Genomic DNA, 24,107 nt, shown 5'->3' on the forward strand with positions numbered 1-24,107 from the left:
CGCCTTCCGACTCTAGCCTGTTGCCGTGACCGCACACCCCGAGGCCGGGACGCCCTTCGACGCCGCCGTCGCCGAACTGCGCGCGACCGCGTTCCGCGACGACATCGCGGTCCGTGAGATCCCCACGCCCCAGAATCTGGCCCCCTTCGCGATCGCCCTGTCCGCCGACGTCCGCCCGGGCGAGGACGGCGACTCCGTGTACGGGACCGGACGGTTCATCCTGCTGCACGATCCGGACGAGCCGGATGCCTGGGGCGGCGCCTGGCGCATCGTGATCTTCGCCCAGGCGCCACTCGAGACCGAGATCGGCACCGACCCCCTGCTCGCCGACGTCACCTGGTCGTGGCTCGTGGACGCGCTGGATTCCCGGGACGCGATCTACCACTCCCCGTCCGGCACGTCGACGAAGACGCTGTCGAAGGGATTCGGGGGCCTCGCCGACGAGGGCGACGGCGCACAGATAGAATTGCGGGCGTCCTGGACTCCGGAGGGCCCGTTCCGACCGCACGTCGAAGCATGGGCCGAGCTGGTCGGAATGCTGGCGGGGCTTCCGCCGGGTTCCGAGGGCATCGCCGTGATCGGCGCGCGAAAGGCTGTACGTGACTGAATACTCCGTGATCTCCGAAACCGAGGAGTTCCGTGCCGCCTGCGCTGCGCTCGCCGCAGGCACCGGGCCGGTCGCCGTCGATGTCGAGCGGGCGTCCGGCTTCCGCTACTCGCAGCGGGCCTATCTGGTTCAGGTGTTCCGGCGCGAGGCCGGGGTGTTCCTGTTCGACCCGCCCGCGATCGGCGACTTCGCGCCCCTGCAGGAGGCCATCGGCGACGTCGAGTGGGTGCTCCACGCGGCCAGCCAGGACCTCCCGTCGCTGCGCGAGCTGCACCTGGAGCCGAAGGAGATCTTCGACACCGAGCTGGCGTCCCGCCTGCTCGGTCACGACCGGGTGGGTCTGGCCGCCGTCGTCGAGGACACGCTCAGCATCACCCTGAAGAAGGAGCACTCGGCGGCCGACTGGTCCACCCGTCCGCTGCCCGACTCCTGGCTGGACTATGCCGCGCTCGACGTGCTGCACCTCGTCGACGTCCGCGAAGCCCTCGTCGCCGAGCTCGAAGAACAGGGCAAGACCGCGTTCGCCGCGCAGGAGTTCGCCGCCACCCTGGCGCGCGCCCCGAAGGCCCCGCGCGAAGACCCCTGGCGGCGGCTGAGCGGGCTCCACCAGGTGCGCGGCGCCCGCAACCTCGCCGTCGCCCGCGCCCTGTGGGAGGCGCGCGAGATGTACGCGCAGCAGCAGGACATCTCGCCCGGGCGCCTCGTTCCCGACCGCTCCCTCGTCGCTGCGGTCCTCGCCAACCCCGCCTCCAAGCAGGCTCTCGCGGGAGTCAAGGAGTTCCAGGGTCGCGCGAGCCGCACCCAGCTCGACCGGTGGTGGCAGGCGATCGTCGACGGCCGTGCCGCCGAGACGCTGCCGCGCGAGCGTGTGCCCAGCGACGCACTCCCGCCGCCCCGCGCCTGGGGCGACCGCAACCCGGAGGCGGACGCCCGCCTGAAGGCCGCCCGTCCCGCCGTCGAGGCCGTCGCGGAGGAGCTGGGCATGCCCACCGAGAACCTCCTCACGCCCGAGTACCTGCGCCGGGTCGCGTGGGACGGCCCTGGGACGACGGCGGAGGAGATCGGCGCCGCGCTCTCCGCGCTCGGAGCCCGCCCCTGGCAGGTTGAACAGACTGCACAGAAGATCGCCGACGCCTTTGTAGAGGCGGCGCAATCGCCGGACACCACGTCCGCGACCGCTTCGTAGGTTCGATCCAACCGATTCCTCCCGGTTTCCGGCCGTTCATAGACTGAGGCCACCGCACTAACTTGGAGGCAGAGTGGCCGAGATCTCGGACGTCTTCTTCGTCGATGGAGTGCGCACCCCCTTCGGGCGCGCCGGCGAAAAGGGCATGTACTGGAACACCCGCGCGGATGACCTCGCCGTGAAGGCGACCATCGGCCTGATGGAGCGCAACGCGGCCGTACCGGCGGACCGCATCGACGATGTCGCCATCGCCGCGACGAGCCAGACCGGCGACCAGGGGCTCACCCTCGGGCGGTCGGTGGCGATCCTCGCCGGACTCCCCCAGACCGTCCCCGGACTCGCGGTGGAGCGCATGTGCGCCGGCGCGATGACGAGCGTGACGACCATGGGCGCCTCGATCGGCGTGGGCATGTACGACCTCGCCCTGGCGGGCGGTGTCGAGCACATGGGGCACCACCCGATCGGCGCGAACGCCGACCCCAACCCGCGTTTCGTGGCGGAGAAGATGGTCGACCCCGGAGCCCTCAACATGGGCGTCACCGCGGAGCGCATCTTCGACCGCTTCCCGCACCTCACCAAGAGCGCTCCGACCGCTACGGCATGCGCAGCCAGCAGAAGGTGCAGGCCGCCTATGACGCCGGCAAGATCCAGCCGGATCTCGTGCCGGTCGCGATCAAGGGCGCCGACGGCGCCTGGGGCCTGGCCACCGAGGACGAGGGCCGCCGTCCGCAGACCACGATGGAGGACCTCGCCGGCCTCAAGACGCCGTTCCGTCCGCACGGCCGCGTCACCGCCGGAACGTCTTCGCCGCTCACCGACGGCGCGACGATGTCGCTGCTCGCCGGCGGCAGCGCCGTCAAGGAGCTCGGCCTCGCGCCGAAGATGCGGATGGTCTCGTTCGCCTTCGCCGGCGTGCAGCCGGAGATCATGGGCATCGGCCCGATCCCGTCGACCGAGAAGGCGCTCAAGAAGGCCGGCCTCGACATCTCCGACATCGGTCTGTTCGAGCTCAACGAGGCGTTCGCCATCCAGGTCATCTCCCTCCTCGATCACTTCGGCATCGACGACGACGACCCCCGGGTGAATCCGTGGGGCGGCGCGATCGCGGTCGGCCACCCGCTGGCCGCTTCCGGCGTCCGGCTCATGATCCAGCTCGCGGCGCAGTTCGCGGAGCGCCCCGACGTGCGCTACGGCCTGACGGCGATGTGCGTCGGTCTCGGCCAGGGCGGCTCGGTCATCTGGGAGAACCCGCACTACGACGGAAAGAAGAAGAAGTGAGCTACGACGACGTCGACTTCTCGCCCATCCAGGCGCTCACCGAGGGAGAGGTCGTCACGCACTCCCCCGTGCGCGACATCCGCCTCGCATCGGGCAAGGTCCTCGCCCTGATCACGCTGGACAACGGTCGTGACCACACCCGTCCGAACACCCTGGGTCCGGCCACCCTCACCGAACTCGGCGCGACACTGGACGGCCTCAGGGCCCGCGCGGCGGCCGGCGAGATCCAGGCGGTCGGCATCACCGGCAAGCAGTACATCATGGCCGCCGGCGCCGACCTCTCGGACATCAGCAAGGTCGGTTCGCGTGACAACGCGCGGCTGATCGCCCAGCTCGGCCACAAGGTGCTCGGGAAGCTGAGCGAGCTCGGCGTGCCGTCGTTCGCGTTCGTGAACGGCCTGGCGCTCGGCGGCGGGCTGGAGATCGCCCTGAACTCCACGTACCGGACGGTCGACGCCTCGGCCGCGGCCGTGGCACTGCCCGAGGTCTTCCTCGGCATCATCCCCGGGTGGGGCGGCGCCTACCTCCTGCCCAACCTCATCGGCATCGAGAACGCCCTCGAGGTGGTCATCTCCAACCCGCTCAAGCAGAACCGCATGCTGAAGCCGCAGCAGGCCTTCGACCTGGGTATCTTCGACGCCATCTTCCCCGCGGCGAACTACCTCGAGAACTCGCTCGCCTGGGCGGACGCGGTCCTCGGCGGCACGAAGGTCGTGCGCAAGAACGAGCCGGGCAAGATCGAGCGCCTCACCAAGTGGCCGATCGCCATCAAGATGGCGCGGGGCATGCTGGAGTCCAAGATCGGCACCGTGCCGAAGTCGCCGTACGCGGCTCTCGAGCTGCTCGACAAGGCGAAGAGCGGCACCAAGGCGGAAGGCTTCGCCCGCGAGGACGAGGCCCTGGCGGAACTGGTGACCGGCGATCAGTTCGCCGCGTCGATGTACGCCTTCGACCTCGTGCAGAAGCGCGCGAAGCGTCCGGTCGGCGCCCCTGACAAGGAGCTCGCGAAGAAGGTCACCAAGGTCGGCATCATCGGTGCGGGTCTCATGGCCAGCCAGTTCGCGCTGCTGTTCGTGCGCAAGCTCCAGGTGCCCGTGCTGATCACCGACCTCGACCAGGCGCGCGTCGACAAGGGCGTCGCCTACATCCACGAGGAGATCGGCAAGCTGGAGGCCAAGGGCCGCGTGGACGCGGACACCGCGAACAAGCTGCGCGGTCTCGTCACCGGCACGACCGACAAGAGCCTCTACGCGGACTGCGACTTCGTCATCGAGGCGGTCTTCGAAGAGGTCGGCGTCAAGCAGCAGGTCTTCGGCGAGATCGAGAAGATCATCGCGGAGGACGCGGTGCTCGCCACGAACACCTCGTCGCTCTCGGTCGAGGAGATCGGCGCGAAGCTCTCCCACCCGGAGCGGCTCGTCGGCTTCCACTTCTTCAACCCGGTCGCGGTCATGCCGCTGATCGAGATCGTGAAGACGCCGGCGACCGCCGACACCGCCCTGTCGACGGCGTTCGTCGTCGCCAAGAACCTCGGCAAGAACGCGGTCCTCACCGCCGACGCCCCGGGCTTCGTGGTGAACCGTCTGCTCGCGAAGGTCATGGGCGAGGCGGCGCGCGCCGTCTACGAGGGCACCCCCATCGCCGACGTCGAGAAGGCGTTCGCGCCGCTCGGCCTGCCGATGGGCCCCTTCCAGCTCATCGACCTCGTCGGCTGGAAGGTCGCCGCGCACGTGCAGGACACGATGGTGCGCGCGTTCCCGGACCGCTTCTACGCGAACGAGAACTTCCACGCCCTGGCCGAGCTCGACCAGGTCGTCGAGAAGGACAAGGGCGGCCGTGTGGTCGGCTGGACGAAGCAGGCCGAGAAGGTCCTGGCGTCCGCCGTCGGCAAGAGCCCGGCGTCGGCGGCCACGATCCTGCAGCGCGTGCAGGACGGTCTCGCGACCGAGATCAAGCTGATGCTCGACGAGGGCGTGGTGCCGGAGGTCGAGGACATCGACCTGTGCCTCATCCTCGGCGCCGGCTGGCCGTTCATCGATGGTGGGGCGTCGCCGTACCTCGACCGCGAGGGGGCCTCCGAGCGCGCATTCGGCGGCTCGTTCCACACCCCGCAGATCCGCGGCATCCAGAACCGCTGATCAGCTCTCCGCAGGGGGTCGCGCCGTGGGCGTGGCCCCCTGTGTCGTCCGCGGCGTCGGACGGGTATCCGGCTCGCCGTTGCGCGGCCAGTGCGACAGCGCGTGCTCCGCGAGGGCGGTGATGGTCAGGGACGGGTTCACCCCCGGATTCGCGGGCACAGCGGCGCCGTCGACGACGTGCAGCCCGGGGTGCCCCCAGACGCGCTGATACTCGTCCACGACACCCTCCTCCGGCGCACCGGAGATCACCGCTCCCCCGAGGAAGTGCGCGGTGAGCGGGATCCCGAAGACCTCGGGCCAGGAGCCGCGCGCCGCCGTGGGCACCCCGCCCTCACGCTGCAGACGCGCGGCGATGGCTCGGGCGGCGCGATGCGCCTCGGGCAGGTGGCTGGGGTTCGGCGCGCCATGCCCCTGGGCACTCGTGAGCCGCGTCCGCCCGAGGCGACGCCGCAGGGACAGGGTGAGCGAGTTGTCGGCGGTCTGCATGACGAGCGCGATGATCCCCCGTTCGCTCCAGCGCCGGAGGGAGGCGAGGCGGAGGGCCTGCACGGGTCGGCGCAGCACCTGCCCCGCGAGTGCGGCGAGGCGGCCCGGCAGGGCGCGGTCGCCGGGGACCAGCACGGTGGCGAGAGCGCCCATGAGGTTGGATCCCGGACCGTAGCGGACGTTCTCGACATGGGTGCGGTCGTCCACGTGGAAAGAGGTGGTGATCGCCACGCCCCGCGCCAGCTCCACCCGCTCCGGCACCCGGACGGCGACGGCGCCGTCCAAGGCCTCCGAGTTCGTCCGGGTGAGCCGGCCCACGGCGTCGGAGATCCGCGGAAGCGCGTCCGACGCCTTCATCCGATGGAGGAGCTGCTGGGTGCCCCAGGTCCCCGCCGCCAGCACGACCTCTCGCGCGGTGACGGTCTGCTCACGCCGCCGGAACCAGGCACCACTGCGTCGTGTCCTGACGGAGAAGCCGCCGCCCGGCAGCTCGCGCACCTCGGTGACGGTGCGCAGCGGCTCGATGACCGCCCCGCGGCGCTCGGCCAGGGCGAGGTAGTTCTTCACGAGGGTGTTCTTCGCGCCGACGCGGCAGCCGACCATGCAGTTCCCGCAGAGCGTGCAGCCCGTGCGCTCGGGCCCATCGCCGCCGAAGAACGGATCGGCGACCCGCTTCCCCGGTTCCCCGAACCACACGCCCACGGGTGCGCGGCGGAACGTCGCGCCCACCCCGAGGTCCTCGGCGGCTCCGGCCATGATCCGCTCGACCGGTCCGTCGTGCGGATAGCGGTCCACCACGCCGAGCATGCGCCGGGCTGTGGCATAGTGCGGGGCGAGCGCGGTGCGCCAGTCCCGGATCGATGCCCACTGCGGGTCGGCGAAGAACGCCGCGCCCGGTTCGTACAGCGTGTTGGCGTAGTTGAGCGACCCCCCGCCCACGCCCGCACCGGCGAGGATCATGACGTGCGGCAGCCGATGGATGCGCTGCACCCCGAAGCACCCGAGCGCCGGGGCCCAGAGGTAGCGACGCACGTCCCAGCTGGTCTTCGCGAAGTCCTCGTCGGCGAATCGCCGCCCGGCCTCGAACACGCGGACCCGGTAGCCCTTCTCCGTGAGCCGGAGGGCCGCGACGGAGCCGCCGAAGCCCGAACCGACGATGACGACGTCCTCATCGAACATGCGCGTCCTTCCGCTCCGCCCGGGTCATGACGATCAGTGCCCCCGCGCGGATCGAGATCGTGCAGGTCTCCTCGCCGACACGCTCGCCGTCCGCGTAGGCCACGAGTCCCGGGGCGGCGACGGTGACCGTGCGGGCCCGGACGTGCCGCACCTCCCGGCGCGCCAGGTGCGTCCCGCGCAGGAGGAGCGGGAACAGTCGCACCAGGCGGAGGCGGCCGAGCGGACCCACGGCGACGATGTCGAGGGCGCCGTCGTCCGGGGCGGCGCCGATGCACACCGGCATCCCCCCGCCGTAGCTCGCGGTGTTCCCGACCGCGACGAGCGTGCCGGGGGCCGCCGTCTCCGGGCCGTCATCGACGCGGATCGTGAAGTCGAACGGACGCAGCCGGATGAGCTCGATCAGCAGTGCGAGGTAATACCGCAGCGCGCCGGAGGGCCAGCGGAGGCGGTTGGTGCGGTCGCTCACTCGCGCATCGAAGCCCAGCGCCGCGACGGTGAGGAAGAGGGAGGTGCCCGTCGACGTCCGCACCTCGCCGACGTCGATGGCGCGGGGCACGCCGGTCAGCGCGAGTTCCACGGCCTCCGACACGTCCGCGCGCGGCAGCCCGAGGGCGCGCGCCAGGTCGTTCCCGGTCCCGGCGGGAACCACCGTCACCGGGACACCCGCCGCACACACGACCTCGAGGATGCCCGAGAGGGTGCCGTCGCCGCCCACGACGACGAGTCCGTCCGGTCCCGCGTCCAGGGCCACTACGGCCAGCCGCCTCGTGTCGGCAGCCGAACGCCCGGCGTACACGCGCACGTCCGCCCCGCGCCGTCGGAGGTGAGCGAGCGCGTCGTCCGCGACCCGCTGCCCGCGGCCCTTGCCGGACAGCGGGTTCGACAAGACCGCGATGTGCCCCATCTCAGACGGTCGTCCCGGTCGGGACATCGGCGAGGACGGCGCCCGGGTTCATGATGCCGCGGGGATCGAGCTCCCGCTTCACGGCGGTGAGGATCCGCATGCCGGTGTCCCCGATCTCCTCCGCGAGCCACGGGGCGTGATCGCGACCCACGGCGTGATGGTGGCTGATGGTCCCGCCGTTCGCGAGGATCGCGTCGTTCACTTTCCCCTTCACGAGCGCCCACGCGCCGAGGGGCTCCCGTCGCAGCCCGGCGAGGACCGTGAAGTAGAGGGAGGCGCCCGTCGGATACACGTGGGAGACATGACACATGATGTATGAGCGGGCATCCGCGGCGTCGAAGCCGTCCCGCAGGGCCGCCTCGACCGCTTCCTTCAGAGTGCGCAGGTTCGACCAGGTCGTCGCGGTCTCCAGCGTCTCGCAGAACACCCCGGCGTCGAGCAGAGCGTCGCGCAGGTACGGACCGTCGAATCGTCCCGCCGCCCACTCCTCCGCGTCGCCGGTGCCGGCACTGCGGCCGCCTGCCGCAGCGAGGATCGCGGCGGTCCGGTCCCGGCGGCCGGAGGCGTCCTCGCCCTCGAACACCGTCACGACGCCGGCTCCCTTCGCGAGAGCCTTCCCGATCCGGCCGACCTGGGCGAGGCTCACCGCGGTCTCGGCTTCGTCGGAGAGGCGGATGACCGTGGGACCCGCACCCTGCTGCACCACCCGCCGCAGCGCATCGGCGCCGCGGTCGAAGTCCGGGAAGGTCCACGACTCGAAGATCCGGACCGTCGGCACCGGATGCACCCGGACCCGGACCTCGGTGATCACGCCGAAGATCCCCTCAGAGCCCAGGAAGAGGCGGACGAGGTCGGGGCCGGCAGCCGATCCCGGTGCGCGGCCGAGGTCGAGGTCCCCCGTGGGCGTCGCGACCCGGATCCCCGTCACCATCGCATCGAAACGCCCGTTGCCCGCGGAGTTCTGTCCGGAGGATCGGGCGGCGGCGAAACCGCCGATCGTGGCGTAGCGGAAGCTCTGCGGGAAGTGCCCGAGCTCGAACCCGTGGACGCCGAGCAGCGCTTCGGCCTCCGGTCCCGTCGTGCCCGCCGCGAGAGTCGCCTGACCACTGAGCGGGTCGAGGTGGAGCAGCCCGGAGAGTCGACGCAGGTCCAGGCTGACGACGGCACGATGCCGGCCGGTCTCCGGATCCAGCGCACCGACCACGCTCGTTCCTCCGCCGAACGGGATGACGGCGATCCCGCGCTCCCCCGCCAGCGCGAGGCAGGCGCGCACGGCGTCGTGGTCCGCAGGGAACACCACGGCGTCGGGCGCATCCTGCTCGGGATGCCGTCGTCGCAGAAGGTCGGGGGTGGAGCGTCCTCCGGCGTGCCGGAGGCGCACCGACGTCGTGACGTCCACCGCATCGGGGCCGACCACCGCCGCCAGCGCGTCGCGATCATCCGCGGTCAGTCGCGAGGGCCGCACCCGCACGTCATCCAGCGCCGGCGGACGGGGCGGACGGGGAACGCGGCCCAGCAGCAGGGGCAGCAGGCCGCGCACTGCGAGCGGAAGCTCTTTCGCCCGGTCCGGATCGCCCCAGCCGTCCCAGCGCATCTCGGGCCTGTCGGCCCCTCTGCCGTTCGCCTGCTCCATGGGTTACAGTGTGACACATCATGGAAGAACGTCAACCGCTCGCCGTGCGCTCGGAGATCCTCGCGCCGACCTGGGACGCCACGCAACGCCGGGTGCTCGACGCCGCCGACGAACTGCTCGTCCGCGCCGGCGTCCACGGGGTGACGATCGCCGCCCTCGCGCGTCGTTCCGGTCGCAGCCGGCCCACCATCTACCGGACGTGGCGGGATGCCGACGACGTCGTCCGCTCCGCGCTCCTCCGGCGGGTCGCCGACCTCCTCAGCCGGTTCCCCGCGACGACCGGCTCCCGAGACGCGCTCGTTGCGGACGTGCTGCGATTCACCTCCCTGTTCCGGGCCGACCCCGTGTACGGCCACCTCCTCGACGAGGAACCCGAGGCGTTCACGCGCTACACCCTGCACCGGGTGGGGTCCAGCCAGCGACTCATCCTCCAGTGGCTCGCCGACGCGATCGCGGCGGCGCAGGCCCAGGGCTCGGTACGCGCGGGTGATCCCGGCGAGATCGCCGTCATGCTGCTCCTGATCGCCCAGTCCGCCGTGCTGTCGCACGGCACGGTGGCCGACCTCATCGACGAGAAGGCCTGGGAACGCGAGCTCCGCGCCGCGCTGGACGGCCACCTCCGGCCATGACCTCCGCCCCGACCGCCCTCCACGCGGCCCGCCGCCGAAGCGATCTCGCCGCCGCGGCGGACGGCACCTGCGACGTCCTCGTGGTCGGCGGCGGGATCACCGGGGCGGGCGTGGCCCTGGACGCCGCGTCGCGCGGTCTCCGGGTGACCCTGATCGAGGCGGAGGACCTCGCCTTCGGGACGAGCCGGTTCAGCTCGAAGCTCGTCCACGGCGGCCTGCGGTACCTCGCGACGGGCGACGTGGCGACGGCGCGCGAGAGTGCGCGGGAGCGGCATCTCCTGATGTCGGTGATCGCGCCCCACCTCATTCGTCCGCTCGGACAGCTGCTCCCGTTCGCCCCCGGCGTGAGCGGCCGCCAGCGGGGGGCCGGGGCGGCGGGGATGGCGATGGGCGACCTCCTCCGGCTGCAGGCGCGCACGAGCGCGAAGACCCTCCCCGGGCCGCATCCCGTCGGGACCGCGAGGGCACTGCGCCTGTTCCCCGCCCTGAACCCCCGCGGACTGCGCGGCGGCATGGTCACGTACGACGGCCAGCTATCCGATGACGCCGCCCTCGTCGTCGCCGTCGCGCGTACGGCGGCCGGTCTCGGCGCGCGGATCCTCACCAGGGTCCGCGCCGAGCGGCTGCACGCGGACGGCGCTGCAGCGACGGACACGCTCACCGGGGAACGCATCGATATCCGGGCGCGGACGGTCATCAACGCCACCGGGGTGTGGGCGGCGACCCTCGACGACGGCCTCACCCTGCGCCCGAGCCGCGGCACCCACATCGTCCTGGACGCCGCGGATCTCGGCGATCCGGCCGCGGCGCTGACCATCCCGCTGGAAGGTTCCATCAGCCGCTACGTGTTCGCCCTGCCACAGCGCGGCGGGCGTGTCCTCGTCGGTCTCACCGATGTCGACGCGCCGGGTCCCATCCCCTCCGTCGCCGAGCCCACCGAGGCCGAGATCGGCTTCCTCCTGGAGACACTGAACCGCCTGCTCGCGGTGCCGGTGGCGCGGGACCGCGTCCGCGGAGCCTTCGCCGGCCTCCGCCCGCTCGTCGACACCGGAGCGGCAGAGACCGCGGACGTCTCCCGTCGGCATCTCGTGCGCGCCTCCGCATCGGGGGTGATCTCCGTGCTCGGCGGCAAGCTGACGACCTACCGGCGGATGGCCGAGGACGCCGTGGACCTGGCGGTGCGGCAGTACGGCCTCCGCGCCGGCCCCAGTGGCACCGCGACCCTGCGCCTGATCGACGATTCCGCACCGGGCGATGTCGTCGAGGGCGGCGCACTCTCCCGCGCCGCCGTCGAGCACGCTGTGCGTTCGCAAGGCGCGATGACCGCAGCCGATGTGCTCGACCGCCGCACGCGGATCGGGCTCGTCTCCGACGACCGCGCCCGAGCCCTTCCGGCGGTGGAGCGGATCGTCGCCGAGACCCTCGCCGACCTGCCCTGACGGGCAGCGGACGCCGGGGGATCCTCCGTCAGTGACGCTCGTGGAGCGGGAGCTCGATCGCGCCGGTCTCACCGGCGTGGCGGGCCTTCGGGATGCGGGTGCCCAGCACCTGCGCCACGACGTCCTGGGCGATCTTCGAGGCGGTGAGACCGGCGTCGGCGAGGATCTGATCGCGCGACGCGTGGTCGATGAACTCGTCGGGAAGGCCCAGCTCGTCCACCGCCGTGTCGATCCCCGCCTCGCGGAGCACCTGCCGCACGCGGGTGCCGATGCCACCCACGCGGATGCCGTCCTCCAGCGTGATCACCAGGCGATGCCGCGCCGCCAGCTCGACCACCGAGGGCTGCACCGGGATCGCCCACCGCGGGTCGATCACGGTGGCGCCGATGCCCTGGGCGCGCAGCCGGTCCGCCACGTCGACGGCCAGCGCGGCGAACGGGCCGATGGCGACGATGAGGACGTCTTCGCCCTCGCCACGCGCCAGCACGTCCACCCCGTCCGTGAGGCGCTCGAGCGCCGGCAGATCGGCGGAGACGTCGCCCTTCGGGAAGCGGATGACGGTCGGAGCGTCCTCGACGGCGACCGCTTCGTCCAGCGCCTCGGTCAGACGCGCACCGTCACGGGGCGCCGCGATGCGGATGTGCGGGACGATCTGCAGCATGGCCAGATCCCACATGCCGTGGTGACTCGGGCCGTCGGGACCCGTGACGCCGGCCCGATCGAGCACGAAGGTCACGCCCGCGCGGTGCAGCGCGACGTCCATGAGCACCTGGTCGAACGCCCGTCCCATGAACGTGGCGTACACGGCGACGACCGGGTGCAGGCCGCCGTACGCGAGTCCGGCGGCCGAGGCCACCGCGTGCTGCTCGGCGATGCCGACGTCGTAGACACGGTCGGGGAAGCGCTCCGCGAAGGGGGCGAGGCCGGTGGGCCGGAGCATCGCCGCGGTGATGGCGATCACGTCCGAGCGGCGCTCGCCGACCTTCACGAGGGCGTCGGAGAAGACGTCGGTCCACCCGCGGCCGCCCGAGGACAGCGTCTCCCCCGTCGTCGGGTCGATCTTGCCGACCGCGTGGAACTGGTCGGCCTCATCGTCGCGGGCCGGCTGATACCCGCGGCCCTTCTCGGTGATCGCGTGCACGATGACGGGTGCGCCGTAGGACTTCGCCAGCTCCAGGGTCTCCAGCAGCGCCGGAAGATCGTGGCCGTCGACGGGACCGAGGTACTTGATGTCGAGGTTGGAGTACAGGGCCTCGTTGTTGGTGAACCGCGAGAGGAATCCGTGGGTGCCGCCGCGCACTCCGCGGAACACCGCTCGACCCACCGGCCCGAACGCGCGGAAGAGGCGATCGGACTTGTGGTGGAGATCCTTGTACGCCGCCGCGGTGCGGACCCGGTTCAGGAAGCGGGACATGCCGCCGATGGTCGGCGCGTAGGAGCGGCCGTTGTCGTTGACGACGATCACGAGGTTGCGGTCGTTGTCGTCGGAGATGTTGTTCAGAGCCTCCCACGTCATGCCGCCTGTCAGCGCGCCGTCGCCGACGACCGCGACCACGTGTCGGTCCGCACGGCCGGTCGCGGTGAGCGCTCGGGACACGCCGTCGGCCCAGCTCAGCGAGCTGGAGGCGTGAGAGGACTCGACGACGTCGTGCGGGCTCTCCGCGCGCTGCGGGTAGCCCGCGAGCCCCTCCCGGACGCGCAGCTTCGAGAAGTCCTGGCGGCCGGTGAGGATCTTGTGGACATAGGACTGGTGGCCGGTGTCGAAGATGAAGGGGTCGTCCGGCGAGGAGAACACACGGTGCAGGGCGATCGTGAGCTCCACGACACCGAGGTTGGGACCGAGGTGCCCACCCGTCTGCGAGACGTTCTCGACGAGGAAAGCCCGAATCTCCGCAGCAAGTTCTTCCAGTTGCTCCGGCGAGAGCCGATCAAGATCGCGCGGTCCAGAGATGCTCGGAAGAATGGGCATCTGCGCCTCCTCACAGGCCTCGGCAGAGCGTCCGAACGGGTGCGGACGTCTTCCCGATCCTACCGCTCGGAGCCGGGAATCCCCCGAGGGCGGGAGACCCTTGACACGCCGAAGGGGCCCGTGTCCGTGGACACGAGCCCCTTCGTCGTCGCGGCTCAGACGAGCGAGCGCAGCACGTACTGCAGGATGCCGCCGTTGCGGTAGTAGTCCGCCTCACCGGGGGTGTCGATGCGGACGACCGCGTCGAACTCGACGGTCTGCTTGCCCTCGGGCGAGTGCTCGCTCGGGGTGGCGGTGACCTTGACCGTCTTCGGGGTGACGCCGTTGTTGAGCTCCTCGAGTCCCGTGATCGAGACGATCTCGGTGCCGTCGAGACCCAGCGACTCCCAGCTCTCGCCGGCGGGGAACTGCAGCGGGACGACGCCCATGCCGATGAGGTTGGAACGGTGGATGCGCTCGAAGCTCTCCGTGATCACGGCCTTGACGCCCAGGAGGCTCGTGCCCTTGGCCGCCCAGTCGCGGGACGAGCCGGAGCCGTACTCCTTGCCGCCGAAGACGACGAGCGGGGTGCCCTGCTCGGCGTAGTTCATGCACGCGTCGTAGATGTACGACTGCGGGCCGCCCGGCTGCGTGAAGTCGCGGGTGTAGCCGCCCTCGACGACCTGCCCGTCGTTCACGGCCGAGACCATGAGGTTCTTCAGGCGGATGTTCGCGAAGGTGCCGCGGATCATGACCTCGTGGTTGCCGCGGCGCGAGCCGAAGGAGTTGAAGTCCTTGCGGTCGACGCCGTGCTCCGTGAGGTACTGGGCCGCGGGGGTGCCCGGCTTGATGTTGCCGGCCGGCGAGATGTGGTCGGTGGTGACCGAGTCGCCGAGCGTCGCCATGACGCGCGCACCTTCGATGTCCTTCACCGGGGTGAGCTCCATCGTCATGCCGTCGAAGTACGGGGCCTTGCGCACGTACGTCGAGTTCTCGTCCCACTGGAACGTGTCGTCGTCCGGCGTGGGCAGGTTGCGCCAGCGCTCGTCACCGTCGAACACGGTGGCGTACTGCTTGATGAACTGGTCGCGCGAGATCGACGAGTCGACGATCTCCTGGACCTCGTCCGGCGAGGGCCAGATGTCCTTGAGGAACACGTCGTTGCCGTCCGCGTCCTTGCCGAGCGCGTCGGTCTCGAAGTCGAAGTGCATCGAGCCGGCGAGGGCGTACGCGATGACCAGCGGCGGGCTGGCCAGGTAGTTCATCTTCACGTCCGGGCTGATGCGGCCCTCGAAGTTGCGGTTGCCCGAGAGGACGGCCGTGACCGCGAGGTCGTGCGAGTTGATCGCCTCGGAGACCTCTTCGATGAGCGGCCCGGAGTTTCCGATGCAGATGGTGCAGCCGTAGCCGACCGTGTAGAAGCCGAGGCCCTCGAGGTCCTTGTCCAGACCCGACTTCTCGTAGTAGTCGGTGACGACCTTCGAGCCGGGGCCGAGCGTGGTCTTCACCCACGGCTTCTGCTTGAGGCCCTTCTCCCGCGCCTTGCGGGCGAGGAGGCCGGCGGCGATCATCACCGACGGGTTGGACGTGTTGGTGCACGACGTGATGGCCGCCAGGGTGACGGCGCCGTTGTCGAGGATGTACTTCTCGCCCTCGGGAGTCGTGACCGGGACCGGGTTCGACACGTTCGCCGGCGCGCCGCTGCTGATGTGCACGGGACGCGTGGTCGGCTCCTCCTCGCCGGGGACCTGACCGGGGTCGGACGCCGGGAAGGAGTGCTTGGACTCGAGGTCGACGATGTCGTCGCTGGTCGACGCCGTGGCGTAGTTCAGGATGTCCTGCTCGAACTGCGTCTTCGCCTCGGAGAGGAGGATGCGGTCCTGCGGGCGCTTCGGGCCGGCGATGGACGGGACGACCGTGCCGAGGTCGAGCTCCATGTACTCGCTGAAGACCGGCTCGTGGGAGGCGTCGTGCCAGAGCTTCTGCTCCTTGGCGTAGGCCTCGACGAGCGCGACGGCCTCCTCGCTGCGGCCGGTGAGGCGCAGGTAGTCGAGGGTGACGTCGTCGATCGGGAAGATCGCGGCGGTCGAGCCGAACTCGGGCGACATGTTGCCGATCGTCGCGCGGTTGGCCAGCGGCACCGAGGCGACGCCCTCGCCGTAGAACTCGACGAACTTGCCGACGACGCCGTGCTTGCGCAGCATGTCGGTGATGGTCAGCACCACGTCGGTCGCGGTCACGCCGGCGGGGATCTCACCCGAGAGCTTGAAGCCGACGACGCGCGGGATGAGCATCGACACGGGCTGGCCGAGCATCGCGGCCTCGGCCTCGATGCCGCCGACGCCCCAGCCGAGCACGCCCAGTCCGTTGACCATCGTGGTGTGCGAGTCGGTGCCGACACAGGTGTCGGGGTAGGCCTGGAGGACGCCGCCGTTGGTGCGGTCGTAGATGACCTTCGCCAGGTGCTCGATGTTCACCTGGTGGACGATGCCGGTGCCGGGGGGCACGACCTTGAAGTCCTGGAACGCGGTCTGGCCCCAGCGGAGGAACTGGTACCGCTCGCCGTTGCGCTCGTACTCGATCTCGACGTTGCGCTCGAGGGCGTTCTCGGTGCCGAAGAGGTCGGCGATGACGGAGTGGTCGATGACCATCTCGGCCGGCGAGAGCGGGTTGATCTTGTTCGGGTCGCCGCCGAGCGCCGTGACGGCCTCACGCATCGTGGCGAGGTCGACGATGCAGGGCACGCCGGTGAAGTCCTGCATGACCACGCGCGCCGGCGTGAACTGGATCTCCGTGTTGGGCTCCGCGTTGGCGTCCCACGACCCGAGCGCCTCGATCTGCGCCTTCGTGACGTTCGCGCCGTCCTCGGTGCGAAGCAGGTTCTCCAGGAGGACCTTGAGGCTGAAGGGGAGCTTGTCGAAACCGGGCACCGTGTCGATGCGGAAGATCTCGTAGTCGGTGCTGCCGACCGTCAGGGTGCTCTTGGCACCGAAGCTGTTCACCGTGGACACGAATCCGTCTCCTTCTATTCGGATGGGAGCGACAGGCGCCTCCATCTTGCTCGCCGGTGCGGCCGCGCGGCTAGCAAGGGGGACCTAACCAGTCTGCTCCGCGCTGGTCACCGGCGAAAGCCCGTGATTTATCTTGATGTCGAGATAAATCTATCACGCCGCCGCGGGGTCGTCGTGCGACGACGCGCGGGGATAGAGCGCACGGACGACCAGCCAGGTCACCGCGATCAGGGGCGCGAACAACGGCAGTCCCATCACGAGCTTGAGGGTCCCGAGAGCGGTGACGTCGCCGGCCAGGTACAGCGGGAACTGCACGATCAGTCGGGCGAAGAACAGCGCGGCCCAGGCGATGCCCAACCAGAAGAAGGCCCGCCGCTTGCGACGGTCCGCACGCCAGGCGGTTCCCTCCCCCATGAGGAAGCCGACCGCGAGACCGATGACGGACCAGCCGATGAGCGCCGAGACGAGGATCGCCGACCCGTAGACCGCGTTCGTGATGAGGCCGGGGACGAAGTTGTCCTCGCCGCGGCCCGTCCACAGGGCCAGACCGGCGGCGGCCACGGCCGCGATCAGTCCGCCGAGGGCGGCCGACGGCGGAGACTTCTGCACCAGCCGGACGACGGTGAACACGGCGGCCAGACCGACGGACACTCCGAGGGGCAGCAGCAAGGGCTCAGGCCGAAGGGTGAACAGGATCACGAACGCGAGGCTCGGGAGCACCGACTCGAGGATCCCGCGCCAGCCGCCCATGGCCGACCAGACGACCTTGTGCGTGCTCGCGCTCTCGGACGGGTCGAGCCCGGCCTTGCGCGCGGCGCCGCCGAGTGCTGCTCCGAGGATCTCCGACGCGCTCTGCGTGCGCGGCTCCTCGGCGTCCGGCGTGGTCACGCGGAGCCCGGCGTCGCCGGCATCTTCAGCGGGATGAGGTCGCGCGGCGGCATGGGCGCTCCCCCGCGGACGACGACGATCGAGCGGAAGAGGTCCTCGACCTTCGCCGCCGCCTCCGGGTCGGACGCCGCCGCGCCGCCGATCACACCACGCAGGAACCAGCGGGGCCCGTCGATGCCGATGAAGCGCGCGAGGCGCAGGCCGGAGCCTTCACTGGCGGTCGCGGGCACCTCCGCGAGCAGCTCCTTGCCGAGCGGCCCCTCCCGCTCCTCGACGCGACCGCCCTGCGCCTTGACCTGGTCGCGCAGCTGGACGCGCGTCTCGTCCCACAGACCGCCGCTGCGCGGAGCCGCGAACGGCTGCACCTGGAGCGACGACTCGGCGTAGTCGAGCCCGACCGCCACGATGCGCTTGCTCTGCTCCTCCACCTCGAGCCGCAGGTTCAGCCCCTCGCGCGGCAGAATCTTGATCCCGCCGAGGTCGATGTACGGGCGGACGGGGTTCGCCTCGGAGTCGTCGAACGGGCCCTCGGTGGCGCGGTTCTCCGGCGCCGACTTGGAAGGAGTCTCGTTGCTGTCGGTCATTTCGCCTGTCCTGCTTCGTTCTCGGGGGTCTGTGCCTGGTAGCCGGTCGAGCCGAATCCGCCGGCGCCGCGAACGCTGTCCGGCAGCTCGTCGACCGGGAGGAACCGGGCACGGGCGACGGGCATCACGATGAGCTGTGCGATGCGATCGCCGACGGCGACATCGTACGCGCTGTGGATGTCCGTGTTGATCAGACTGACCTTGATCTCGCCCCGGTAGCCGGCGTCGACGGTGCCGGGAGAGTTCACGATCGAGATGCCGTGCTTCGCCGCGAGACCGCTGCGGGGCACCACGAAAGCCGCATAGCCGTCCGGCAGCGCGATGCGCACGCCCGTGGGGACGAGAGCGCGCTCCCCCGGCTCCAGCCGCACGGCCTCGGCGGCGACGAGATCGGCTCCGGCGTCACCCGGATGCGCATAGCCGGGGACCGCTGCGGCGATAATGGGGACATCAACGGAATCGGTCACCCCATGAGGCTAATGCAGAACCCCGCAACGGACGCACGTCCCCGCTACCACGAACGCCTGGCCCCCAGCCTGTGGCTGCTGGTCACGATCGCCCTGGCGGGACCGATGGTGTCCCTGATCTTCGTGCCGGTCGGCTCGACCTTCGCGCTGCTGCTCGGCGGAGCGGTGTCCGCGCTGCTCGTGGTGGCGGCCATCGCCCTGGCTCCGGTCGTCTCGGTGCAGGACGGCGTGCTCCGCGCCGGACCCGCCCACATCGACGTGCGCCACCTCGGCGAGCCGGTGGCGCTGACCGGCGACGAGGCACGGGCCGCACGAGGACCGGAGCTCCCGGCTCGCGGGTGGCACCTCATCCGCGGCGGCATCGACGGTGTCGTCGTGGTGCCGAACATCGACGAGGCAGACCCCGTCATCGCGTGGACGATCTCGACCAGGACGCCCGATCGGCTCGCCGCGGCCATCCGCGCGGCGCAGGGCTGACCGCCCTCCGGAGAAACGACAGCGCGCCCCTGACCGGATGGTCGGGGGCGCGTGAGGCGTCGCGCAGAGGGCTGCTCAGGCAGCGCACTCCTTGCAGATGGGGCCATCGGGTCCCTCGTGGTCGAGCTGCGAGCGGTGCTTCACGAGGAAGCAGCTCATGCAGGTGAACTCGTCCTGCTGCGCGGGCAGCACGACGACATCCAGCTCGAGATCGGAGAGGTCCGCGCCCGGGAGATCGAAGTTCGACGGGTTGTCGGAGTCCTCGTCTCCGGTCGTGCCGGACAGCTTGTCCGGCACACGCTCCTTGAGGGCTTCGATCGACTCGGAGTCGTCTTCACTCTTTCGGGGAGCGTCGTAATCGGTTGCCATGCGGTGAATCTCCACTTTCATGGTGCGAGTGGGCGGGTGCGCCGTCGGGTAATCGGCGGCCATAGTTTGCATGACCGGCGGGCGTTTCGCAAATGCCCTCCCATGCGACAGGGCAAACTCACGGCACGCCCGCCGTATTCCCTCTCCCGACGCGTCTCCCGTGACACCATGAACGCACACCCATCAGAGGGGCATTCGCATGGAAAACGTCACCATCGTCGGCACAGAAGCAGGAGTGCTCGTCCTCGCGACCGAGGCGGGCGAGCGGTTCGCGCTGCCCATCGACGCCGTGCTGCAGCGGGAGATCCGCCGCGCGACCCGCCAGGCCGAGCCGGCGGCGCAGAAGCTCGCCGCGAGTCCGCGGGACATCCAGGCCCAGATCCGCGCCGGTCTCACCGCCGCAGAGGTCGCGGAGCTCCTCGGGATCAGCGTCGACGACGTCGCACGCTTCGAGGGTCCTGTCCTCGCCGAGCGGGAGCACATCATCGGCCAGGCGCTCGCCGTCCCCGTCCTCATCGGCAGCGAGGTCGAGCCCGACGCGCAGCCGACGTTCGGCGCCGCGGTGCGCGCCAAGCTGGCCGAGGTGGGCGCGTCGTCCGAGCGCTGGGCGAGCTGGAAGGAGGAGTCCGGCTGGATCATCAAGCTGGAGTTCTCCGCCAACGACGTCGAGCACGACGCGCGTTGGAGCTTCGACCCTCGGCGGAGCGCCCTCTCGCCGCTGAACGCCGACGCCACGCAGCTCTCGCGACAGGGGTCCCTGCCGGAGGGCCTGATCCCGCGTCTGCGAGCCGTGGAGGCCGACCGCGCCGCCTCGCCCTACAAGGACGACAGCCGCTTCGACTCCGGCGCCTTCGGACCGCGCCTCGTCCCGGCCCCCGCGGCCGAGGCAGAGGAGCCGGCGCAGCCCGAGCGCTCGGCGCCGGCGGTCCAGGACGCCGCGATCAACCGCGCCCCCGACGCCGCCTCGACGAGCCCCGAGACCGCCGATCTCCTCGAGGCCCTGCGCCGTCGCCGCGGCCAGCGCGAGGCGGCGCCGATCGAGCACGAGATCGAAGACGTTCAGGACGACACCGATCCGATCGCCCTCTTCGCCGCATTGGAGGAGCCGGACGACGAGCCCGCGGCCCCGGAGCCCACGCCTCGTCAGCCGTCCTCGAACGACGCCGGCGACAGCGGCGGCCGTCGGCGGCGCCGCAACGCCATGCCGTCGTGGGACGAGATCGTCTTCGGAGCACGCACCGACGAGTGACCGCGGTCGCTCGTGTCAGGAGGCGAAGGCGCCGAGCCGCAGGAACGGCACCCTGGTCTCCTCCGGGGTGAGTGCGCCGTGCTGCCCGATCATGCCGCGGTTGCGCTGGTCCTCGGCCGTGCCGTCGTAGAGCGCGCGCACACCCGTGGCGGCGATCAGCACGTCGCCGATCCGGAACCGGACGTCGTCGCTGACGACGGGGCCGAAGAGACCGGCCCGCAGCGCCTCCTCCCGGGTGGCGACCTCGGCCACCCCCTCCAGATCGCGGCGCAGACGCGTAGCCAGCACCGCGGTGTCGGAGTCCGGCTCCCGGTACAGGTGCAGCATGCGGGGCTCGCCCCCGACGTGCCGGATGCCGACGAGATGCTCCTCCTCGAGCACGACCTGCCGATGGGACGGTACGTCGACCATGCCGTGATCCGAGGTCACCACCACGCCCACGCGCGGCGGGACGCGGACCGAGAGCGCGCCGTCGATCCGCTCCAGCGCGGTGACCCATTCCGCGGAGGCCACCCCGTGCTTGTGCCCCGCCTTGTCGACCTCGGGCAGGTAGCAGTAGACGAGGGAGCCCGGGTTCTCCGCGGCCAGCGCGTAGGAGGCCTCGACCCGTTCCTCCGGCGTCGCCGCGGGGACGAATGTCGCGCCGCGGAGGGTCGCACGTGTGAAGCCGCTGTGCGCGTACGCCGCCAGCCCCACGGCGAAGGCCGGCCGGCCCGTCGCTGCCATGCGCTCGAACACCGTGGGGGCGGCCTGCCAGGTGAGCGGGTCCAGACCGTCCGTCTCCCACCCGCTGAGCTGATTCACGAGGACATCCCGCTCCGGATCCCGGACGCGATAGCCGACGAGACCGTGCTGCCCCGGCCAGACCCCGGTGGTGAGACTCGTGAGGGCGGCCGCCGTCGTCGTCGGGAAGACCGTCTGCGCGACGTCCTTCTTCGTCATCGTCGCGGTGAGCGAGCGGGCGTGACCGGCGTGCCCGCGGAGGCTGATCGCCCCGAGGCCGTCGATCACCACGAGCACGGTCGAATCGACGCGCGGCAGCGTGGCGGATTCGCCGCGGAGAGCGGCGCACAGGTCGTCCGCCACCCCGACGACGCTCCGGGCGCCCGGCGGCGCGGACGGTAGCATGAAGGACATCCGAGCCAGTCTGACACAGGCTCCCGTACGCCCTCAGGAAGTCCATGCCGAAAACCCCGCCGCCCGAGCCTGTCGAGGAACGCATCCAGGACATCGATCTCTCTCACGAGATGCAGGGCTCCTTCCTGGAGTACGCGTACTCCGTCATCTATTCGCGGGCACTCCCGGACGCCAGAGACGGCCTCAAGCCGGTGCAGCGCCGCATCCTGTTCCAGATGGCCGAGATGGGCCTGCGCCCGGACCGCGGCCATGTGAAGAGCGCCCGGGTCGTCGGCGAGGTCATGGGAAAACTGCACCCCCATGGCGACTCGGCGATCTATGACGCGCTCGTCCGCCTCGCGCAGGAGTGGGCCCTCCGGGTGCCGCTCGTCGACGGTCACGGCAACTTCGGATCCCTGGACGACGGCCCCGCCGCCGCGCGGTACACCGAGGCGCGTCTCGCCGCCCCCGCGCTCTCGCTCACCGAGAACCTCGACGAGGACGTCGTCGACTTCATCCCGAACTACGACGGCCAGTTCCAGCAGCCGGCCGTGCTGCCCGCGGCGTTCCCCAACCTGCTCGTCAACGGTGCCAGCGGCATCGCGGTGGGCATGGCGACCAACATGGCGCCGCACAACCTCATCGAGGTCGTCGCCGCGCGACCCACCTACTCGAGAACCCGGACGCCACCACCGAGGACCTCATGGAGTACGTCCCCGGCCCCGACTTCCCGTCGGGCGGGATCCTCATGGGGCTCGACGGCGTCAAGGACGCCTACACGACCGGGCGCGGTGCCCTCAAGGTCCGCGGGCGGACGTCGATCGAGCCGCTGGGCCCCCGGCGCACGGGCATCATCGTGTCGGAGCTGCCCTACATGGTCGGCCCGGAGCGTCTCATCGAGAAGATCCGCGACGCGGTGCAGGCGAAGAAGCTGCAGGGCATCAGCGACGTCACCGATCTCACCGACCGCAACCACGGCCTCCGCGTCGCCATCGGGATCAAGACCGGTTTCGATCCGAACGCCGTGCTGGAGCAGCTCTACCGGCTCACCCCGCTGGAGGACTCCTTCAGCATCAACAACGTCGCCCTCGTCGACGGCCAGCCCCGCACCCTCGGGCTCAAGGAGATGCTCAGCGTCTACGTCGGCCACCGCATCGAGGTCATCACCCGCCGCAGCCGGTACCGTCTCGCCCGCCGGGAGGAGCGCCTGCACCTGGTGGAGGGTCTGCTCATCGCGATCCTCGACATCGACGAGGTCATCCAGGTCATCCGGTCGTCGGACGACACCGAGCAGGCCCGCACCCGGCTCCGGTCCGTGTTCGACCTCAGCGAGCCGCAGGCCGAGTACATCCTCGAGCTGCGGCTGCGACGTCTGACCAAGTTCTCGCGCATCGAGCTCGAGGCGGAACGCGACGCCCTCCTCGCGGAGATCGCGTCGCTGCGCGAGCTGCTCGCCAGCCCGGCCCTGCTGCGCGCGGCCGTCGCCCGGGAGCTGGACGCCGTGGCCGAGGCGTACGGGACGCCGCGGCGCACCCTGCTGATGAACGCGGCCCCGCCGAAGCCCCGTGCGACGAAGGGCGCCGTCGACCTGCAGATCGCCGACGCGCCGACCACCGTCGTCCTCTCGACGACGGGCCGCGCCGTGCGCGTGGACCTCGGCGAAGGACAGGAGTTGACGGCTCCGGCCCGGCGGAGCAAGCACGATGCCATCCTCGCGACGGTCGAGACGACGGTCCGCGGCGAGGTCGGGGCGCTCACCAGCACGGGACGCGTCGTCCGCTTCTCCCCCGTGGACCTGCCCTCGGTGCCGGGCACCTCGGTGCAGCTCGCCGCGGGGACTCCGCTTCGCGACTACCTGGGGATCACGACCAAGAGTGAGCGCATCCTCGGGTTCGTCCGTTTCGACAGCGAGACCCCCGTCGCGCTCGGCACCGCCCAGGGCATCGTGAAGCGCATCGTGCCGTCGACCCTGCCCGTGCGGCCCGACCTGGAGGTCATCGGCCTCAAGACCGGAGACTCCGTGGTCGGTGTGGCCGACGCGGCGGATGACGCCGACCTCGTGTTCCTGACGACGGATGCGCAGCTGCTGCGGTTCTCGGCCTCGACGGTCCGCCCCCAGGGCGCGCCGGCCGGCGGCATGGCGGGCATCAAGCTCGGCTCGGGCGCCTCCGTCCTCTTCTTCGGCGCCGTCCGCCCGGACACCGATGCCGTCGTCGCCACGGTGTCGGGCGCGGAGAGCATCCTGCCCGGCACCGATCCCGGCCGCGCGAAGGTCTCGGCCTTCACGGAATACCCGTCGAAGGGCCGCGCGACCGGCGGCGTCCGCGCCCACGCCTTCCTGAAGGGCGAGGACCGCCTCACCGTCGCCTGGGTCGGCCCGAACCCGGCTCTGGCCGTCGACCCCACCGGCGCGGTGCGCAAGCTGCCGGACGTGGGGGCACGACGCGACGCCTCCGGTCAGCCGATCGACGGCGTCATCGGCAGCATCGGCCGCACGCTCGTCTGATCCGTTCCACGAA

The 24,107-nt window shown here is 71.0% G+C and carries 17 protein-coding genes and 2 pseudogenes; 9 read left to right on the plus strand and 10 right to left on the minus strand.

All coding sequences use genetic code 11. The features are described 5' to 3' along the window. Positions 1-25: 25 nt before the first annotated feature. From AC2W7E_RS02090 to AC2W7E_RS02105, 4 genes and pseudogenes are all read left to right on the plus strand, one after another. The gene (locus tag AC2W7E_RS02090; protein WP_025103557.1) at positions 26-607 is read left to right on the plus strand and encodes a DUF3000 domain-containing protein; all 582 of its coding nucleotides are present in this window, start codon (positions 26-28) and stop codon (positions 605-607) included. After that, positions 600-1,793: a ribonuclease D gene (locus tag AC2W7E_RS02095; protein WP_485988438.1), complete on the plus strand. Its 1,194-nt coding sequence runs from the start codon at positions 600-602 to the stop codon at positions 1,791-1,793. The genes AC2W7E_RS02090 and AC2W7E_RS02095 overlap by 8 nt, the downstream gene beginning before the upstream one ends. Before the next feature lie 73 nt (positions 1,794-1,866). Next, positions 1,867-3,071 (plus strand): annotated as a pseudogene (locus AC2W7E_RS02100) (thiolase family protein). After that, entirely contained in the window at positions 3,068-5,209 is a 2,142-nt protein-coding gene (locus AC2W7E_RS02105) for a 3-hydroxyacyl-CoA dehydrogenase NAD-binding domain-containing protein (protein ID WP_485988439.1), read from the plus strand. Before AC2W7E_RS02100 ends, AC2W7E_RS02105 begins: the two are co-directional and overlap by 4 nt. Here the strand turns inward: AC2W7E_RS02105 and AC2W7E_RS02110 are convergent, their stop codons facing one another. The 3 genes from AC2W7E_RS02110 to AC2W7E_RS02120 are packed head-to-tail and all read right to left on the minus strand — an operon-like array spanning position 5,210 to position 9,411. Then, positions 5,210-6,874: a GMC oxidoreductase gene (locus tag AC2W7E_RS02110; RefSeq protein WP_485988440.1), complete on the minus strand. Its 1,665-nt coding sequence runs from the start codon at positions 6,872-6,874 to the stop codon at positions 5,210-5,212. It lies immediately after the preceding gene. Then, a complete protein-coding gene (locus AC2W7E_RS02115) occupies positions 6,864-7,778 on the minus strand; it encodes a YegS/Rv2252/BmrU family lipid kinase (RefSeq protein ID WP_485988441.1) in 915 nt (304 codons plus the stop codon). Before AC2W7E_RS02115 ends, AC2W7E_RS02110 begins: the two co-directional genes overlap by 11 nt. Position 7,779: 1 nt before the next feature. Next, positions 7,780-9,411, minus strand: coding sequence for an FAD-binding oxidoreductase (locus AC2W7E_RS02120; RefSeq protein WP_485988442.1), 1,632 nt, complete (start codon positions 9,409-9,411; stop codon positions 7,780-7,782). Positions 9,412-9,431: 20 nt separating this feature from the next. Here AC2W7E_RS02120 and AC2W7E_RS02125 point away from each other — a divergent pair, with 20 nt between their 5' ends. Further along, positions 9,432-10,040: a TetR/AcrR family transcriptional regulator gene (locus tag AC2W7E_RS02125; protein ID WP_485988443.1), complete on the plus strand. Its 609-nt coding sequence runs from the start codon at positions 9,432-9,434 to the stop codon at positions 10,038-10,040. Continuing rightward, a complete protein-coding gene (locus AC2W7E_RS02130) occupies positions 10,037-11,479 on the plus strand; it encodes a glycerol-3-phosphate dehydrogenase/oxidase (RefSeq protein WP_485988444.1) in 1,443 nt (480 codons plus the stop codon). Before AC2W7E_RS02125 ends, AC2W7E_RS02130 begins: the two co-directional genes overlap by 4 nt. Positions 11,480-11,507: 28 nt before the next feature. On the opposite strand, the gene dxs is transcribed toward AC2W7E_RS02130, so the two are convergent. The 5 genes from dxs to dut all read right to left on the minus strand — a co-directional run bounded on the left by dxs (position 11,508) and on the right by dut (position 18,377). Then, positions 11,508-13,448, minus strand: coding sequence for a 1-deoxy-D-xylulose-5-phosphate synthase (gene dxs, locus AC2W7E_RS02135; RefSeq protein WP_485988445.1), 1,941 nt, complete (start codon positions 13,446-13,448; stop codon positions 11,508-11,510). A gap of 155 nt (positions 13,449-13,603) precedes the next feature. Next, the gene (locus AC2W7E_RS02140) at positions 13,604-16,483 is read right to left on the minus strand and encodes an aconitate hydratase (RefSeq protein WP_197426452.1); all 2,880 of its coding nucleotides are present in this window, start codon (positions 16,481-16,483) and stop codon (positions 13,604-13,606) included. Between the two features lie 108 nt (positions 16,484-16,591). Beyond that, on the minus strand, positions 16,592-17,326 hold the full coding sequence (locus AC2W7E_RS02145; RefSeq protein ID WP_025103568.1) for a DUF3159 domain-containing protein: 735 nt from the start codon (positions 17,324-17,326) through the stop codon (positions 16,592-16,594). Then, a complete protein-coding gene (locus AC2W7E_RS02150; protein WP_025103569.1) occupies positions 17,323-17,910 on the minus strand; it encodes a DUF3710 domain-containing protein in 588 nt (195 codons plus the stop codon). Before AC2W7E_RS02150 ends, AC2W7E_RS02145 begins: the two co-directional genes overlap by 4 nt. Continuing rightward, positions 17,907-18,377: a dUTP diphosphatase gene (dut, locus tag AC2W7E_RS02155; protein ID WP_126893121.1), complete on the minus strand. Its 471-nt coding sequence runs from the start codon at positions 18,375-18,377 to the stop codon at positions 17,907-17,909. The genes AC2W7E_RS02150 and dut overlap by 4 nt, the downstream gene beginning before the upstream one ends. Before the next feature lie 12 nt (positions 18,378-18,389). Here dut and AC2W7E_RS02160 point away from each other — a divergent pair, with 12 nt between their 5' ends. After that, positions 18,390-18,854 (plus strand): DUF3093 domain-containing protein, encoded by a 465-nt coding sequence (locus tag AC2W7E_RS02160; protein WP_126893120.1) that lies wholly within the window; start codon positions 18,390-18,392, stop codon positions 18,852-18,854. Positions 18,855-18,929: 75 nt separating this feature from the next. Here the strand turns inward: AC2W7E_RS02160 and AC2W7E_RS02165 are convergent, their stop codons facing one another. After that, positions 18,930-19,223 carry a DUF4193 domain-containing protein gene (locus AC2W7E_RS02165; RefSeq protein ID WP_025103572.1) on the minus strand — a complete coding sequence of 98 codons (294 nt, stop codon included), beginning with the start codon at positions 19,221-19,223 and terminating at the stop codon, positions 18,930-18,932. A gap of 199 nt (positions 19,224-19,422) precedes the next feature. Between AC2W7E_RS02165 and sepH the strand changes: the two genes are divergently transcribed. Then, a complete protein-coding gene (gene sepH, locus AC2W7E_RS02170; RefSeq protein WP_025103573.1) occupies positions 19,423-20,472 on the plus strand; it encodes a septation protein SepH in 1,050 nt (349 codons plus the stop codon). 15 nt (positions 20,473-20,487) lie between these two features. Here sepH and AC2W7E_RS02175 read toward each other — a convergent pair whose 3' ends face one another. Continuing rightward, positions 20,488-21,609, minus strand: coding sequence for an alkaline phosphatase family protein (locus AC2W7E_RS02175; protein ID WP_485988446.1), 1,122 nt, complete (start codon positions 21,607-21,609; stop codon positions 20,488-20,490). A 44-nt stretch (positions 21,610-21,653) separates the two neighbouring features. Here AC2W7E_RS02175 and AC2W7E_RS02180 point away from each other — a divergent pair. Beyond that, positions 21,654-24,094 (plus strand): annotated as a pseudogene (locus AC2W7E_RS02180) (DNA gyrase/topoisomerase IV subunit A). Positions 24,095-24,107 lie beyond the last annotated feature (13 nt).

The organism is Microbacterium sp. CFSPD4_SD4 (assembly GCF_057364585.1).